This window comes from Lachnospira sp., from assembly GCF_016290755.1.
Taxonomy (GTDB): Bacteria; Bacillota; Clostridia; order Lachnospirales; family Lachnospiraceae; genus Lachnospira; species Lachnospira multipara.
Window position 1 is genome coordinate 21,327 of the sequence record NZ_JAEEVD010000025.1, and the last position, 16,686, is coordinate 38,012.

Consider the following 16,686-nt stretch of genomic DNA (forward strand, 5'->3'; position numbering starts at 1 on the left):
AGGGAAGTAAGTAATTGAGCGGGCTTTGTCCATTTGCTATAATAAATAAAAAAGTGATTGATTGGAGAAAATGTAACGATGAAGGCTTATTACCACCTACCGGGCTTGTTTGAATTTTATGATTTTTATAAGGAGTTTCTTTCTCTCTGGAAAAATCATAGAGAATTCTTTTATGATTGGTGCGAAATTGGCTCAATCTATGGTGCCCCGGCAGATGCCCTATGGGGCGGAGGACGAGTAGGCTTTGGTGATGCAAATGCAACAAAAGTCGCAGCACTCCTAAGGGAACACCAAATCAGCGCCCGCCTAACTTTCAGCAATTCCAAGCTTCGTAAGGAGCACTTGTCCGATTATGTTTGCAATAAGTTATGCGAGATTTTTGAAGAAAATGGACAAACTACAGAAACTCGCAATGTCCGAAAAGTACAAAATGGTGTCATCCTACACTCCGACCTGCTACTAGACTATTTAAAGGAAAAGTATCCTTCCCTTTATTTCGTCTCTTCTACAACTAAGGTTCTGACTGACTTTAAGGACTTAGAGGCAGAAGTTAAGAGAGATGATTTTAAATTTGTAGTGCCGGACTTTAGACTTAATAAGTCCTTTGATAAACTTGGCAAACTAGAGCAGAAGTACAAGGACAAGCTTGAATTCTTGTGTAACGAATGTTGCTATTTTGGCTGCACCGACAGAAAAGCTTGTTATGAAAACGTAAGCCTCAAGGCTCTTGGTGAGACGGAGGAAGATCATATTTGCAAGGCTCCCAATTCTAAGACTGGTTATCGCTTCTCCGATGCCATGAAGAATCCAGGATTTATCAGTCTTGATGACATTCAAAATGTATATATGCCTATGGGCTTTTCTCAATTTAAGATTGAGGGACGTAGCCTTGGCAGCGCCATAGTTTTAGAGTTTCTATTATATTACATGGTAAAACCAGAATATCAGTTAAGAGTAAGAGAAGAGATGTATTTAGATAGTAGCCTAGATTTATTCTAGGCTATTTTTGATTTCTGAGGGGTGTTGGTTTGTGTTGTGTCTAGCTGTGTGTGATAGTTTGCAGGATATGGGACTTATCGTGTTTTGGGACTTGCTTATTCATATTTATCCCGACTTTGGGCTTTACTCGGGGGCGTAGGACTTTTCCAGCATTTCTGCTGAATAAGTCCTACTTTTTTTAAAAAGTAGGACTAGCAGCAAGTTTTATCTTTCTAGGGTCAATGCTTTTTAATATTAGAAGCTAGTAAATTAATCCCTCTGCTTAATTTTTATTGTATTGGGTCAATTCCCTCTATAATATAGCTTTAATAAGCAAGTTGTGATTGACTTTTTCGGATATTTTTTGCTGAAACGTACTAGTTTTGAAAATTCGAGTTTTTAAGAAGCAAGTTTTGTAATCCCTATGGGGAAAAAACCTCTCGTTAGGTCAACCCCGTCCCGACAACACCCAAGAATTCTCTGACCAAACGCAACGAAACCAAAAACCATTCGGATAACGTAATCCCTATGGGTAAAAAAACTCTCGTTAGGTCAACCCCGTCACGACAACATCCAAGAATTCTCTGACCAAACACTACGAAACCAAAAACCATCCGGATAACGTAATCCCAATTCCCATCATATCCCATTAAATTTTATCAAATTTTTATCCCACAAATCCCACAAACACTGGATTCCCAGAAACCTACTTCCGTTAGTTAAAAAATTTAATACTGAAAAATCTCTTAATCTTTGTTATACTGTTATGCATGTCTAAAAATTAGATGTGATAAATAGATATTATTTAATGAAGGAAGAAGAGTATATGGAATTTACTAATACGATTTGGTCATTACTTCCACCACTTATTGCCATTATCTTGGCATTGATTACAAAAGAAGTATATTCATCATTATTTGTTGGTATTTTAGCAGGTGGATTATTATTTGCAGGTTTTAATGTTTCCGTGGCTATGAAGCACATTTTCGTAGACGGAATGATTGGACAGCTATCAGATAGCTGGAACGTAGGTATTCTCGTGTTCCTAGTAATTTTAGGAAGTATGGTAATGCTTATGAATAGAGCCGGAGGTTCCTCAGCCTTTGGTAAATGGGCAGTTAAGCACGTAAAGACTAAGAGAGGTGCGCAGTTTGCTACTATTATTCTTGGTGTATTGATTTTTATCGATGATTATTTTAACTGTCTTACAGTTGGTTCCGTTATGAGACCAGTTACAGATAAGCATGGCATTTCTAGAGAAAAGCTTGCTTACCTTATTGATGCAACAGCAGCTCCTATCTGTATCATCTCCCCAATTTCTTCTTGGGCAGCAGCAGTTACAGGTTTCGTAGATGGAGCTAATGGACTTTCTCTCTTTGTTAGAGCAATTCCTTATAATTTTTATGCTTTACTTACTCTTGTAATGATGATTACTATTACTAATATGAAGTTTGATTATGGCTCAATGAATTTAGCTGAGTTAAATCATATGGTTGAGAATAGAAAGAACAAGAAGAAGGATGCAGCAAGTTTAACAGGTGCTGAAGATCAGCCACATCCTCCAATTTCGCAAAATGGTAGAGTTATTCACCTTGTTCTACCAATTGTTTCTTTAATTGTTTGTTGTGTAATCGGCATGATTTACACAGGAGGATTCTTCTCAGGCGCAGATTTCGTTACTGCATTTTCAAATTCAGATGCATCTGTAGGCTTAGTTTACGGTTCCGCTGTGGCACTTGTTATTACAATTGTTTTCTTTGTGGCAACTAGGGTTTTAAGCTTTAACGATTGTATGAATGCAATTCCAGAAGGCTTTAAGAGTATGGTGCCTGCGATTTTAGTTTTAACTTTCGCATGGACCCTTAAGGCAATGACAGATTCCCTTGGAGCATCAACTTATGTTGGTGGTGTTGTGGCAAATGTAGCAGGTAACGGTGCTGTAATGAGCTTACTTCCAGCGCTAGTATTCCTTGTAGGTATTTTCCTTGCTTTCGCAACAGGTACTTCTTGGGGAACTTTCGGAATCTTAATTCCTATCGTAGTAAACCTTTTTGGTGGGGATATAAACAACGAGCTTATGATTATTTCTATTTCAGCTTGTATGGCTGGTGCTGTTTGTGGTGATCATTGTTCACCAATTTCAGATACTACAATCATGGCTTCAGCAGGTGCAGGTTGCGAACATATGCGACACGTAACTACACAGCTTCCATATGTTTTTACAGTTGCAACAGTTTCGCTTGTTTCTTATGTAATCGCAGGTTTTGTAAAGAACTGGTTTATAAGCTTATTTGTTTCTATTGTGCTTATGATTTTAACTTTAGTTGTAATTAAGAAAATCAGTCAAAAAAAGACTTCTAATTAATTAGTGAACGAGTCTTGAGAAATGGTAAAGTGTTAATGCGCACTTTACCATTTTTTTATATATGTATTTTTTTATATATACATGAGCTATTGCATATGCTATAATTAAATTTATCAAGAGACGTGAATAATAATTGAATATAGTATATGGAGGTACAGAAGATGCAAAAAACTAAGTCAAGTGATTCTGTGAAAGTAAGCAACAGTATTAAAACCAGGTTAATGTGCATTATGGTTTCATTGGTTGTAATCCCTTTAATTATAGCTATTATAATTAGCTATAGTTCTGCAACTAATAAATCAAAAAATGATGCACTAGATTTATTACGGGCAAATACGAATTTCGTAATATCTGATTTTGAGTCAGTAATTAATAATAATTTAACAGTTATTGAAACTGTTACAACTTCACCGAGTACGAGGGCATTTTTAAAAACCTATAATACGGCCTCACCTATCGTTTCATTAGAAACAATTCAGAAACAGTTAGAAAGTATTGATGACATAATTAATGATGGTAATGCCTGTATTTTAACAGGATTAGATGGAAATCAGCTTATTAGAACTGATGGTGGTAAACTTTCTAATGTAGCAGATAGAGAGTATTTCACAACTTGTGTAAGCACAAAGAAGTATGCATTTTCTGATGTAATGGTAAGTAAGGGTACGGGATCAAGAATATTTGTAATTATAGTACCTGTTTTAGATGAAGCAACAGGTGAAGTAGTTGGTACTATTCAAAGAAATTTTGACCTAAATTATTTCCATGACATTTTAGCAGATAAAATTGAAATGGGTGTTATTGTTGATACAAAGGGTATTGTTGCTGCCGATGCCTCTCAGGAATTAACAGCAGAAGATGAGGAAATTAATAGAAGTAATGCTGAGTTTATGAAATCAAGCAGCACAAGTGGTCAGTTTGAATCATACGAATCCATTCCTGGACAAAAGAGTGGAAAAGCTTACATTAGTTGGGCAAGAAGTGAGATTACAGGATGGACTGTGGTAGTAGTTGCTAAGGATTCTGATATCATGAAAGAAGCTGTAAAATCTTCTATAATAATTGTAATTGTAGGCGTTTTCTTAATTATAATTTGTGTAATCATTTCATTAATTTCAGCAAATGGATTTGTTAAGCCAATTATAGATATTAATAAATCAGTTTCTACTTTGGCTGATGGTCGATTTGAAGTTATTGATAATTATAGTGGCAAGAAAGATGAAATTGGATTAATTGTTCGTAATTTTAATAGCGTAATTAATAAATTAGATGATATCGTTAGAAAAATTAAGGAATCATCAAACACAGTTACCAACTCTTCAGAAAATCTTGCAGATATGGCAACTCAGATTTCAGGGGCAACTGATAGTGTTGCATATGCAGTGCAAGATATAGCAACAGGAGCAATACAGCAGGCTGAAGAGATTCAGGCTGCGGCTGAAAATGTTAACAGAATCACAGAGGCAGTAAATGGTGTAAAAGATGCGGCTAAGAGTGTTTCAAACGTAACAGTTCAGATGAAAAAAGCATCTGAAATCTCTAGCAAGTCACTTCGTCTCTTATATGATACAAGTACATCAATGACAGGAAAGATCGATGAAATTGAAAAGACAATTTCAGCTACTAAAGATGCCGTTGCCAATATTAATGAAAGAGTAGATGGAATTGCAGATATTGCAACTCAGACAAATTTACTTTCTCTAAATGCATCAATTGAGGCAGCACGTGCCGGTGAGGCTGGTAAGGGCTTTGCAGTCGTTGCTGAAGAGATTAGAAAACTTGCAGATGATTCTAATACATTAGCTCAATCAATTAGAGTTGAGATGGATGTTTTACTTAGTCAGTCAGAAGCAGCAGTTAATGCGGCAAATGAAGTAAAGGCCGGAAATGTAGAACAAGAAAGCGCAATCCAGGAAACACTTGAATCAGTTAACGGAATGTTAGAAGATATCTCAACAACTGTTGATGGCGTAAAGGATATCACAGAAGATGCAGAAGTCTGCGTAAATTCTAATAACGAAGTTTCTGAATCAATGACATCATTGTCAGCAATTTCCGAAGAAAATGCATCATCTGCCGAAACAACAGGAGCTTCCGTAGAAGAGCTCTCTGCCACAGTTTCAGACCTTGCAAAATCAGCTAATGATTTGAAAGACGTCGCAGAGCAACTCAATAATGACATTAGTTTCTTTAAGTAGAATCTGTGTTTTAACATGTGACAAGTGAAATATTAGGAGAATAAAATAGAAAGACTCCCTCCCTATTTGGCCTGAAGGCGAGAAAGGGAGGGAGTTTTGTGATGTTCCGGGAGTTTTGTCACTGCCGGGATGGGCTTGATTTCTCTGGGTTTCCGGAGAGGTGTAGTGTTCCGGAGGTTTTGTTGCTGCCGGGATTGGCTTGATTTCTCTGGGCTCCCGGAGAGGTGTAGCGTTCCGGGCGCTTCGCTACTGCCGGGATGAATCGATTGACCTAATACGACAAAAACTTGCTAAACGGATTAGCTTTTGCATTTCTAAAAAGGTCGCTTTTTCAAAACTAGGACTTATAAAGAGAAAAGTCCTGATTAGGTCAATAAAAACTTGTTTTAAAGGGCTTTATTTCCGGGGGTGTAGGACTAGCGGAAAAAAAGATGCCGAAAGGGATTAAAAAGCAACTTGCTAAATCGGGGAAGCGTTGACCTAACGGGAGTGAAAGAAGTCGCTAGGGTCAATGAATCCCGGAAGAGGCATGAATACTGACTTTCAGGGAGATGATCGCCCCTGATGTAGTAAATAAGCAAGTTGGGGATGCCCCAGAATTCTATTTCATTAAACTTAATCAAATGCTATAATTAATACAGCAATTAACGAATCAAAAAGGGAGGCTTCCATGCAAGACATCACAACAAACTACTACAACACAAATGCCAAAGCCTTCATAGAAGGCACCATGGCAGCAGATGTAAGCAATCTTCGGGAAAGATTCTTAAACTATGTTCCTAAAGAAGGCTACATTCTAGATTGGGGATGTGGTAGCGCTAGAGATAGCCTAGCTTTTATGGAGCGTGGGCTAAAGGTGGATGCAGTGGATAAATCCAAAGAGCTTTGTGAATTAGCAAGGCTAAATTTAGGACTTGCTGTGGATAATCAGGACTTTTTAGAGTTAGAGGCTGTTGATAAGTATGATGGAATCTGGGCTTGTGCTTCTTTACTTCATGCAAGAAGGGAGGAACTGCCGGATATTTTTAGAATTGCCAAGAGGGCATTAAAACTGGAGGGTGTTATATATGCTTCTTTTAAGTACGGGAATTTTGAGGGTGAAAGAAATGGTAGATTTTTTACAGATATGACTTTAGAAGCCTTTGAAAAAATTTTACCTGAAATTAATAGAATAGATGATAGATATAAGCTAGAATTAATGGAAAATTGGATAACTTGTGATGTTAGAGAATCAAGAGGGGACGAGAAATGGCTGAATTTGATTTTGAAAAAAGTGGACTAAAAGTTAATCTTAAGGAAGAATATTATAACCATTTGGATATGGAAGCATTTTATCAAATGTTAAAGAATCCCTCTTATTGCTACAAATTCTACTGGTTAGAGGCTTGCGTGAAGTTGATTGCTGAAGATGTGGAAAGAACTACATTTTCAGAAATAATAGACGAGATGATAGCCAACGCTTGGTACACGGTTTTAGAGTATCACATTCACCTAAGCGGCGTGGTGCTAGGCGAGGTTAGAGATGGCCTTGAGAGGGCTGTGCTTTTATTAAAGGAGCTTAGTGGTTTGCCTAGCAATGCCTCAAAAGTGGAGATTAAGAATGCGATTAAGGCCCATGAAGGCGAGATGAAAAATGTGAAAATTCAGCTAACAAAGATGGTTCCTTATAGGGCTTTGGCGGGATTTTTTAATAGATACGAGAAAAATCCAAGTTGGGAGAGCATAAGCAAGATAACGATTTACATTGATGAAATCAACCAGATTAGCGCTCTGCCTTATGTTTTAGGAACCGCTAAAGGTTTGGCGAAGGAAGTTGTTTTCAATTCTTTTTGGATTAAAATGATACAAGACAACACCGTTGCCATCCTTAGTTGGATTCAGTATGAGAAGGTGAAGTGGCTGCAGAACAACAATCCGGAAGTGCCAAGTTTGGTTTATAAGCTAGAGCCTATGGATGAAAATGTAAGAAAGCTCGCTCATGTACATAAGCTTTGGGATGCTATTATAGATTTAAGTCCTGTGATGGATGTGTTCAAGGATACTGTGATTGAGGATAAGGCTTATGATGTGGATCATTTTATTCCTTGGTCTTTTGTGATGAATGATGAGCTGTGGAATTTGATGCCTATGGATAGCTCGTTAAATTCTGCTAAAAGCAATAAGTTGCCGAAGTGGGATCCATTTTTTACAAAATTCGCCAGGAATCAGTATTTGATGTATCAGTTGGTAAATGATGAGAGTAAGCCAGAGATTAGAAGACTTTTTGAAGGCTGCTTTAGGGACAACTTGCATTCGATTTGGGCAAATCAGGAATTGTACCGCAAGGGAAATTCAAAAGAGGAGTTCTTTTGGATTTTAGAAAAAAATATGCAGCCTGTGTATGATTCTGCCAAGAGGCAGGGCTATCAGGTGTGGTTATAAGGAATGCTTACAGACAAGTCATATTATATATGAGGAGATGCCTATGGATGAATTGTATGAGCGTATAAAAAAGAAGCGTAGGAAAGCTGCAATAAAGAAATTTATGCAAAGCTTAGTTAAGCTTATACCGTTATTTGGAGTATTAATATTTATTTTTGCTATGGTTGTTTTGTCAGAAAATAGAATTAGTAGGTATAATAAAAAAACAGCCGAAATTGAGCAACTCATTCAGGAAAATCAACTTAGCGAAGCTAAGGAAAAATTGGATGAAATTGACTATAAATCAAATTATCAGCATAATTTGGGAATTTATATTGAACTTTTGAATATGGAGGCTCAAGCTGTTGATCCTCTTAAAATCTATGAAGTGTGTAAAAACTTTAATTTCACAAAAACTGTGGAAGGCGACTTAGATGCCGCAATGCGTGAAAGCTACGATAAATACAATGAGATTTATAACTCAATGAAAAAACAAGTAGAAGCTGAATCAAGAAAGGCTAGCGAGGAAAATGAAAATGCCCAAAAAAAGATGTGGTATGATCAGTTTGGAGATAAGGCCATAAATGTGGGAATGCCGTCAAAGGCAGTAGACTATTGCAACACAGGCAAACCTGCTTTTTATTATTTCTGTACGGAAACCGACAAAGAAACTAAAAAAAAGGTATATGTCAATATTTATTATTGGGCTGACTTAGAAAATAATCGATACAGCACAATTTATATGAAGGTGGTATGTCGTAACACAAAAATATCGGAAGTAACTCGCTATGGTGGTACAAGATACTGGGGCGAGAACAATACTCCTTTATTTACGGTTCATAAGTGGGATGAAGATAATTACTTCACAAGAAGTCTTGATAAAGAATTAAATGTTTCAAAATATAAAGTTGGCGGTTATAGTCCTAGTAGCGGAAGCTCTGGAAGTAGTGGAGGCACAAGCGGAAGCTCTGGAAGTAGTGGAGGCTCCGGAAGTAGCGGAGGCTCAGGCAAACAAATCTTTAATGGAAGTAGCTACGATCCCGATGATTACGACAGCCCAGATGACTTCGCAGACGATGCATGGGGCAATGACTTCGATGATTGGGATGATGCCTATGATTATTGGGAAGACTGGTAGTATAGTTAATAAGATTTTGGTGTAGTTATAAAGGAGATTTATATGAAAGTATTAATAATTAATGGAAGCCCAAGAATAGAGGGCAACACAACAATAGCATTAAATGAGATGGTGAAGATTTTTGATAAGGAAGGAATCGAAACTGAAATTGTACAAATCGGACAAAAAGATGTAAGAGGCTGTATAGCTTGTGGCGTCTGTTCAACTAAGGGAAAATGTGTATTTGATGATGTGGTTAATGAGCTCGCACCAAAATTTGAAGAAGCAGATGGACTCGTTGTAGCATCTCCTGTATATTATGCTTCTGCAAATGCAACACTTATCGCCTGTCTTGATAGACTCTTCTATAGCACAAGCTTTGATAAGACAATGAAGGTTGGAGCAAGCGTGGTAGTTGCTAGAAGAGGCGGCTTATCAGCAACATTTGACGAGTTAAATAAGTATTTTACAATAAGTGGAATGCCGGTGGCATCAAGCCAGTACTGGAATAGCATTCACGGTAGATTAAAGGGAGAAGCAGAAAGCGATAAGGAAGGCTTACAGACAATGCGCGTACTTGCACGAAACATGTCATTCCTTATAAAGAGCATAGCCCTTGGCAAGGAAAAATATGGTCTCCCAGAAACAGAAGAATGGCAGGCAACAAATTTTGTGAGATAGGAAAATCATGTGAGAAAAGACAAGTCATATTATATATGGCTTGTTTTTTAGTTTAATAATATCATTATGAAATTCAATTATATCATTTTTGCCAAAATGATATAATTGAATTGACGATGATGCAATTAAAAGTTATACTTTAATTACATCATTTTTTGCAAAATGATTATATTGAATATGAAATGAGGTAATTAAAATGAGACAATATAATTATGGTGAAAAATGGAAAAAATTATTAACTCCTGAGATAGTTACATATTTATCTCAGATTCATGAGTTTAAGGGAAAACAGACACTTTTTAAAGAGGCTAAGGCAGATATTTTAACTAAACTTACAGAGATAGCCAAAATACAAAGTACTGAGGCATCTAACAAGATTGAAGGCATTTATACATCATCTAGTAGACTTAAGGCTTTGGTTAATGATAAAACTAGGCCAAAGTCACGAGATGAAATGGAAATTGCTGGATATAGAGATGTTTTAAACTCTATTCATGAGGATTATGATTTTATTCCAGTAAAACCCAATATAATTTTACAACTTCATAGAGATTTATATCGATTTGAAGGTATGGAATATGGTGGAAAGTATAAAACAGCTGATAATATAATTCAGGAAGTCGATAGCGAAGGAAATAAAAGTGTTAGATTTAAACCAGTAGCAGCCTGGGAAACACCAGAAGCTATGAATGAATTATGCAAAGCATATGAGGAAGCTGATGCTAAAGGTGAAATAGATAGTTTATTGCTTATACCAATGTTTATATTAGATTTTCTATGTATTCACCCATTTAATGATGGAAATGGAAGAATGAGTAGATTATTAACATTGTTGTTACTTTATAAGTCTAATTATATAGTTGGTAAATATGTAAGTATAGAGCATCTTATTGAGAAAACTAAGGTGAATTATTACGATAGTTTGCAAAAAAGTTCATATGGATGGTATGAAGAAGAAAATGATTATGAGCCTTTTGTAAAATACATGTTAAGTGTAATTTTAGCAGCTTATAGAGATTTTGCGGATAGAGTAACTTTATTTGATTCTTCTGACTTATCAAAGCCTGAAAGAGTAAGAGAAGTTGTAAAGTTACATTTGGGTCCAGTTTCAAAGTCAGAAATTATAGAAGTTTGTCCGGATATAAGTGCTATTACAGTACAAAGAGCACTAACAGAAATGTTAACGGCTGGTGAAATTGAAAAAATTGGCGGTGGACGATATACAAAGTACGTCTGGAAAGCTAATGATTAATAATAAAAATGAGAAAGAGAGAGTAAGATGATTACAGGAGAAGTAAAGAATAAGATTGACAGGTTATGGGATGTATTTGCATCAAGTGGATTAGTAAATCCGCTGGAAGTTATTGAACAGATAACATATTTAATGTTCATTAGAGATTTAGATGATGCAGATAATAAGAGAGCTAAGGATAGTGCATTGCTTGGATTATCATTCAAGAGTATTTTTTCTGGTGAGGTAACAATAGGAGAAAGAACAATTGAAGGCTCGCAATTAAAGTGGTCAGTGTTTAAGGATTTTCCAGCGGATAAAATGTATACAATAATGCAGGAATGGGTATTCCCATTTATTAAGACTCTACATAGCGATAAAGATAGTGCTTATTCAAAATATATGGATGATGCAATCTTTAAGCTTCCAACACCACTTGTTTTATCTAAGGTAGTTGATTTATTGGATGAGATTTATAAAATCATGAACGAAATGCAGTCGTCAGACGCAAGAGGAGATGTTTACGAGTATCTTCTTTCTAAGATTAATCAGTCTGGTAGAAATGGACAGTTTAGAACACCAAGACACATTATTAGAATGATGGTTGAGTTAATGGATCCATCTAGTGATGAGATGATTTGTGATCCAGCTTGTGGTACATCTGGTTTCTTAGTGGCAGCAGCTGAATATTTAAAGGAAACTAAAAAGGAAGAAATATTCTATAACAAAGAAAAGAAAGAACATTATATGAGCCATATGTTCTATGGATATGATATGGATAGAACAATGCTTCGTATTGGTGCTATGAACATGATGACACATGGCATTGAAAACCCATTTATTGAATACAGAGATAGTTTATCAGACCAGAATATGGATAAGGATAAGTATTCATTAATCTTAGCAAATCCTCCTTTTAAGGGTAGTTTAGATTATGAATCAGTTTCAAATGATCTCCTTAAGGTATGTAAGACTAAGAAAACAGAGTTATTATTCTTAAATCTATTCTTACGTATGTTAAGAATTGGTGGTAGATGCGCTTGTATCGTTCCAGATGGTGTTTTATTTGGTTCATCAAAAGCTCATAAGACTATTAGAAAAGAAATTGTTGATAACAATAAATTAGAAGCAGTTATTTCAATGCCTTCTGGTGTATTTAAGCCATATGCCGGAGTTTCAACTGCTATTCTCATCTTTACTAAGACAGAAAATGGTGGAACAGATAATGTCTGGTTCTATGATATGACAGCAGATGGATTAAGCTTAGATGATAAGCGTTCAGAAGTTAAGGAAAATGATATTCCAGATATTATTGAACGATTTAAACATCTTGATAAGGAAGTAGATAGAAAGAGAACAGAAAAATCATTTATGGTTTCTAAAAAGGAAATCGAAGACAATGATTATGACTTATCAATTAATAAATATAAGGAAGTTGTGTATGAAAAGGTTGAATATCCAGCAACATCTGAAATTTTAGCTAATCTAAGAAGTATAGAAGCAGAGATATCTAAAGAGATGGATGAGTTGGAGAAGTTGTTGAATAAGTAAGATTAATGATGATGATAAAATAAAAGAAAGGACAAATCTCTAAATTGAGATTTGTAGGGATAATAGATGAGAGTAAAACTTGAAGATGTTTGTGAGCGTGGTTCATCAAATTTAAAACAGTCAGATATTATAGATGCCACGGGAGATTATCCTATTTATGGAGCATCGGGATATATCGGAAATGTCGATTTTTACCATCAAGATAAACCATATGTTGCTGTAGTTAAGGATGGTGCTGGAATAGGAAGAACAACATTGCATCCGGCTAAATCTTCAGTGATAGGCACAATGCAGTATTTGCTGCCTAAAGAAAATGTTTTGCCTGAATACCTTTGCTATGTTGTTAGGTATATGCATCTTGAAAAGTATTTTACTGGTGCAACTATACCGCATATATATTTTAAAGATTATAAAAATGAGCAATTTAATTTAGATTCATTAGAGAGACAAGCAGAGATTGTAGATATTCTTGGTAAATGTGAAAAAGTAATTGCATCAAGAGAAGATGAACTTCAAAAACTCGACGAACTCATTAAAGCCCGATTTGTCGAGCTCTTTGGCAATCCAGTTACAAATGATAAAGGTTGGAATACTGATTCTTGTAAGAATCTTATGAAGAAAATAGGCTCCGGTGCTACACCTAAGGGTGGCAGAGAAAGCTATTGTGATGAAGGAATATCCTTAATACGAAGTATGAATGTTTATAACAACAGATTTGAGTATAAAGATTTGGCACACATTACAGATGAGCAGGCTGAACAACTTGATAACGTAACTGTTGAGAAAAGTGATGTACTTCTCAATATTACGGGAGCCTCTGTAGCAAGATGTTGCATAGTTCCTGATGACCTGCTTCCTGCAAGAGTTAATCAGCACGTTTCTATTATTAGATGCAAAGAAAGTCTTTTACCTGAATTTGTTTGTAGCATGTTTACAGAGGATAACTACCAAATATTGCTGTGGAATATTGCTACAGCTGGAGGTGCAACACGCGAAGCTATTACTAAGCAGCAAATAGAAGATTTGCAGTTAATAGTTCCACCACTTGACTTACAAAAACAATTTATGGACTTTGTCAAACAAGTCGACAAATCAAAAGTTGTAGTGCAGAAAGCATTAGATGAAGCACAGACTTTATTTGATAGTTTAATGCAAGAATATTTTGGTTAAAAATTATAGTTAGTAGAGGGAGGATTGTTATGTTAGGTAAACGAGATATCGAAAATGAATTAGGTAAAGGAATAAATATTTACCCTTTTCATGAAAAAAACTTAAAAGAAAATTCTATTAATTTTACTGTTGGTCAAAACGCTTGGACATTAGGGAAAGGAAGTGTAAAGAAAAAAAGTAAAGGGACATATTGTTTAGTTACAGCAAGTGAAAAAAACAATAAGAATATTATTAGTTTTCAAAAAGGTAAAAGTGCAATTGTTCAAGAGGGAAATGAAAAATACATGATTTTGCTACCACATTCAACTACTATAGTTGAAACTAGTGAGGTATTATCAGTAAGTAATTATATAGGTGGCACTTTTCATTCTAAAGTAGGAATTGTTAATTTAGGTATTGGTGATATTGGAACAATGTTAGGTCCTTGTTTTTCTGGACATTTGATGTTTGCATTGCATAATATAACCGATGAGGTTAGAACTTTAAAAGTTGGAGAAACTTTCGTTTCGTTAATATTTTATTATTTAAAGACCGCTAATGATAATATGAAAAATACTAATATGTCGGGTCATGTAGATAAACTATCTGAGTTGAATATATATATTGATTCGACAACACGAGAGTATTTAACAGAAGAATGGAAACAAGACATAAAGCAGGTTTCAAAGAAAATGAAAGAAAGTGAAGAGTATAAAAAGTATTTGACAAATAGAAGAGAATATGAAATGGATGAGTATAAAAGATACTTAACACCTAAAAATATTGGAATAGGATTTGCTTTAGCTGTATGCATTTTGCTTTTGGGGATTGCGGCTTACTATGCAGATGTAAAATGTAATACTACAGTTTGGGAGGATAGATTTTGGACGGTTATTATAACGTCAATTATTGTTCCATTTATAATATCTTCAAAGAAAATTTTTAAAAAAAGAGATAATTAAATATTAAAGCTAGAAATAAGCGACAGGCAGTAATTAGTTGATAAATATTGGTTGTAGGATGTTGGTATCTTTGAAAGGAGATACCACTATGGAAGAAAAGATTGTTGTTATTCTTAATGAAATGTCAGAGTATCTTTCGATTGCTCAGATGAAGAAATTACAGGAAACAATGCTAAGAGTTTTTTCAGAAAAATCTGCAGAAGCTAAGAATATTTCTAACAAGGAGTATCTTAATATGTTTATTGCGGCAAAAACAATAGAAGGGTGTTCTATGCGTACAATAAAGTATTATAGCACCACTATTGAGAGGCTATTAGATTCACTAAATATGTCTATTCGAAAAGTTACTACTGATGATATGAGAAATTATTTAACTGAGTATCAGAAAATTAATAATTGTAGTAAGGTAACAGTAGATAATGTACGTCGCAATATTTCTAGCTTTTTTTCATGGCTTGAGGAAGAGAATTACATTTTAAAAAGTCCTATGAAAAGAATACATAAAATAAAAACAAATCAGCAGGTAAAGGATATTATATCTGATGAGGAAATAGAGAAACTACGTGATAAGTGTAAATGTGTAAGAGATCTTGCAATGATTGATTTATTATATTCAACAGGTATTAGAGTTGGAGAACTGGTGAATTTGAATATTGCTGATATAGATTTTGAATCTAGAGAATGCGTTGTCTTTGGTAAAGGTGGTAAAGAGCGTAAGGTTTATTTTGATGCAAAGGCTAAGTTACATCTTCAAGAATATATTACCAATAGGATAGATACGAATGAAGCTTTATTTGTTACTTTAGATAAACCATTTTCTAGATTAAAAATAAGTGGGGTAGAAATTAGAATAAGAAAACTAGGTAAAAAAGCGAATTTATCCAAAATTCATCCGCATAAGTTTAGAAGAACAATGGCAACAAGAGCAATTGATAAGGGGATGCCAATTGAACAGGTTCAAAAAATACTTGGACATTCTCAAATAGACACAACAATGCAATATGCTATGGTTAATCAAATAAATGTAAAGGAATCACATCGTAAACTTATGGCTTAAAAAGGAGGTTTATATGTCAGAAATTAAATTGTTTAGTATCAAATCAGAAGTTGAGGAATTAGAATCATCAAAAGTATTGCTTGAAAAGGAACTTCAAAATCTTATTGAAAAAAATATGGAAACGTTTTTTGGAGTGAAGTTTTTAAAAAGCGAATATGTAATAAATGAGGGGAGAATGGATAGTATTGGACTTGATGAAAATTTTAGTCCAGTTATATTTGAGTATAAAAGAAGTACCAATGAAAACGTGATTAATCAAGGACTTTTCTATTTAGATTGGCTCCTTGATCATAAGGCGGATTTTAAACTCCTTGTTATAGAAAAATATGGTATGGAAATTGCAGAAAAAATTGATTGGTCAGTTCCATGTGTAATATGTGTAGCGAGTGATTTTACAAGATATGATATTCATGCTGTAAATCAGATGCAACGTAATATCAAGTTGGTTAAGTATAAAAAATATAGTGATGAATTAATTCTGTTTGAACATATTAATAAGCCGGTAGCTAATGCACAGGTAGATATTACTACATCCAACACGGGTTCTAATAGTCAGCAAAAATCTCACTTGGAGAAACTATCAACTTTATCAAGCAAGATGAAAATATTATATGATTCAGTTTGTGATTATATAGCATCATTAGGTGATGATCTAGTAACAAATCAATTAAAGATGTATTTAGCATATAAAAAGGTTCAAAATGTATTTTGTGTCGAAGTATATCAAAAACAGATTTTGGTTCGAGTGAAACTTAATCCGGATGCAGTAGAATTAGAAGATGGATTTACCAGAGATATGAGGAACAAAGGACATTATGGAACTGGTGATTTAGAAATTTCTATAAAAAACGAAAAAGACTTTTATAAAGCAAAGGAATTACTTGAGAGAGCATATAATGAAGCATAGGCTACAATCAAATTGAGATTTGTAGGGATAATAGATGAGAGTAAAACTTGAAGATGTTTGTGAGCGTGGTTCATCAAATTTAAAACAGTC

Annotated in this window: 13 protein-coding genes; all 13 read left to right on the plus strand. The window is 34.8% G+C overall.

From position 1 onward, the window contains the following. The first annotated feature begins 78 nt into the window (after nt 1-78). The 13 genes from QVA17_RS07465 to QVA17_RS07525 all read left to right on the plus strand — a co-directional run bounded on the left by QVA17_RS07465 (nt 79) and on the right by QVA17_RS07525 (nt 16,596). Nucleotides 79-999 (plus strand): hypothetical protein, encoded by a 921-nt coding sequence (locus QVA17_RS07465; RefSeq protein WP_287387513.1) that lies wholly within the window; start codon nt 79-81, stop codon nt 997-999. Between the two features lie 805 nt (nt 1,000-1,804). Then, the gene (locus QVA17_RS07470) at nt 1,805-3,343 is read left to right on the plus strand and encodes a Na+/H+ antiporter NhaC family protein (RefSeq protein WP_287387514.1); all 1,539 of its coding nucleotides are present in this window, start codon (nt 1,805-1,807) and stop codon (nt 3,341-3,343) included. Between the two features lie 161 nt (nt 3,344-3,504). After that, nucleotides 3,505-5,541 carry a methyl-accepting chemotaxis protein gene (locus tag QVA17_RS07475; protein ID WP_287387516.1) on the plus strand — a complete coding sequence of 679 codons (2,037 nt, stop codon included), beginning with the start codon at nt 3,505-3,507 and terminating at the stop codon, nt 5,539-5,541. A gap of 670 nt (nt 5,542-6,211) precedes the next feature. Next, nucleotides 6,212-6,823 (plus strand): class I SAM-dependent methyltransferase, encoded by a 612-nt coding sequence (locus QVA17_RS07480; RefSeq protein WP_287387517.1) that lies wholly within the window; start codon nt 6,212-6,214, stop codon nt 6,821-6,823. After that, a complete protein-coding gene (locus QVA17_RS07485; protein ID WP_287387518.1) occupies nt 6,790-7,962 on the plus strand; it encodes an HNH endonuclease domain-containing protein in 1,173 nt (390 codons plus the stop codon). Before QVA17_RS07480 ends, QVA17_RS07485 begins: the two co-directional genes overlap by 34 nt. Before the next feature lie 43 nt (nt 7,963-8,005). Continuing rightward, nucleotides 8,006-9,079, plus strand: coding sequence for a hypothetical protein (locus QVA17_RS07490; RefSeq protein ID WP_287387520.1), 1,074 nt, complete (start codon nt 8,006-8,008; stop codon nt 9,077-9,079). 42 nt (nt 9,080-9,121) lie between these two features. Next, complete coding sequence (locus tag QVA17_RS07495; RefSeq protein ID WP_287387521.1) at nt 9,122-9,739, plus strand: flavodoxin family protein; 618 nt, start codon at nt 9,122-9,124, stop codon at nt 9,737-9,739. A gap of 196 nt (nt 9,740-9,935) precedes the next feature. After that, nucleotides 9,936-10,991 carry a Fic family protein gene (locus QVA17_RS07500; protein WP_287387522.1) on the plus strand — a complete coding sequence of 352 codons (1,056 nt, stop codon included), beginning with the start codon at nt 9,936-9,938 and terminating at the stop codon, nt 10,989-10,991. A gap of 27 nt (nt 10,992-11,018) precedes the next feature. Continuing rightward, nucleotides 11,019-12,521 (plus strand): class I SAM-dependent DNA methyltransferase, encoded by a 1,503-nt coding sequence (locus tag QVA17_RS07505; RefSeq protein ID WP_287387524.1) that lies wholly within the window; start codon nt 11,019-11,021, stop codon nt 12,519-12,521. 66 nt (nt 12,522-12,587) lie between these two features. Continuing rightward, nucleotides 12,588-13,691, plus strand: coding sequence for a restriction endonuclease subunit S (locus QVA17_RS07510; protein ID WP_287387526.1), 1,104 nt, complete (start codon nt 12,588-12,590; stop codon nt 13,689-13,691). 29 nt (nt 13,692-13,720) lie between these two features. Continuing rightward, nucleotides 13,721-14,632, plus strand: coding sequence for a dCTP deaminase domain-containing protein (locus tag QVA17_RS07515; protein ID WP_287387528.1), 912 nt, complete (start codon nt 13,721-13,723; stop codon nt 14,630-14,632). Between the two features lie 88 nt (nt 14,633-14,720). After that, the gene (gene xerA, locus QVA17_RS07520; RefSeq protein WP_287387530.1) at nt 14,721-15,689 is read left to right on the plus strand and encodes a site-specific tyrosine recombinase/integron integrase; all 969 of its coding nucleotides are present in this window, start codon (nt 14,721-14,723) and stop codon (nt 15,687-15,689) included. Nucleotides 15,690-15,702: 13 nt separating this feature from the next. Then, nucleotides 15,703-16,596 (plus strand): DUF5655 domain-containing protein, encoded by an 894-nt coding sequence (locus QVA17_RS07525; protein WP_287387531.1) that lies wholly within the window; start codon nt 15,703-15,705, stop codon nt 16,594-16,596. The last annotated feature ends 90 nt before the right edge of the window (nt 16,597-16,686 follow it).

What these genes read in the sequence shown, in the direction of transcription:
- QVA17_RS07465 (WP_287387513.1), top strand. Translation starts at nt 79, where the DNA reads ATGAAGGCTTATTACCACCTACCGGGCTTGTTTGAATTTTATGATTTT.
- QVA17_RS07470 (WP_287387514.1), top strand. Translation starts at nt 1,805, where the DNA reads ATGGAATTTACTAATACGATTTGGTCATTACTTCCACCACTTATTGCC.
- QVA17_RS07475 (WP_287387516.1), top strand. Translation starts at nt 3,505, where the DNA reads ATGCAAAAAACTAAGTCAAGTGATTCTGTGAAAGTAAGCAACAGTATT.
- QVA17_RS07480 (WP_287387517.1), top strand. Translation starts at nt 6,212, where the DNA reads ATGCAAGACATCACAACAAACTACTACAACACAAATGCCAAAGCCTTC.
- QVA17_RS07485 (WP_287387518.1), top strand. Translation starts at nt 6,790, where the DNA reads ATGGCTGAATTTGATTTTGAAAAAAGTGGACTAAAAGTTAATCTTAAG.
- QVA17_RS07490 (WP_287387520.1), top strand. Translation starts at nt 8,006, where the DNA reads ATGGATGAATTGTATGAGCGTATAAAAAAGAAGCGTAGGAAAGCTGCA.
- QVA17_RS07495 (WP_287387521.1), top strand. Translation starts at nt 9,122, where the DNA reads ATGAAAGTATTAATAATTAATGGAAGCCCAAGAATAGAGGGCAACACA.
- QVA17_RS07500 (WP_287387522.1), top strand. Translation starts at nt 9,936, where the DNA reads ATGAGACAATATAATTATGGTGAAAAATGGAAAAAATTATTAACTCCT.
- QVA17_RS07505 (WP_287387524.1), top strand. Translation starts at nt 11,019, where the DNA reads ATGATTACAGGAGAAGTAAAGAATAAGATTGACAGGTTATGGGATGTA.
- QVA17_RS07510 (WP_287387526.1), top strand. Translation starts at nt 12,588, where the DNA reads ATGAGAGTAAAACTTGAAGATGTTTGTGAGCGTGGTTCATCAAATTTA.
- QVA17_RS07515 (WP_287387528.1), top strand. Translation starts at nt 13,721, where the DNA reads ATGTTAGGTAAACGAGATATCGAAAATGAATTAGGTAAAGGAATAAAT.
- xerA (WP_287387530.1), top strand. Translation starts at nt 14,721, where the DNA reads ATGGAAGAAAAGATTGTTGTTATTCTTAATGAAATGTCAGAGTATCTT.
- QVA17_RS07525 (WP_287387531.1), top strand. Translation starts at nt 15,703, where the DNA reads ATGTCAGAAATTAAATTGTTTAGTATCAAATCAGAAGTTGAGGAATTA.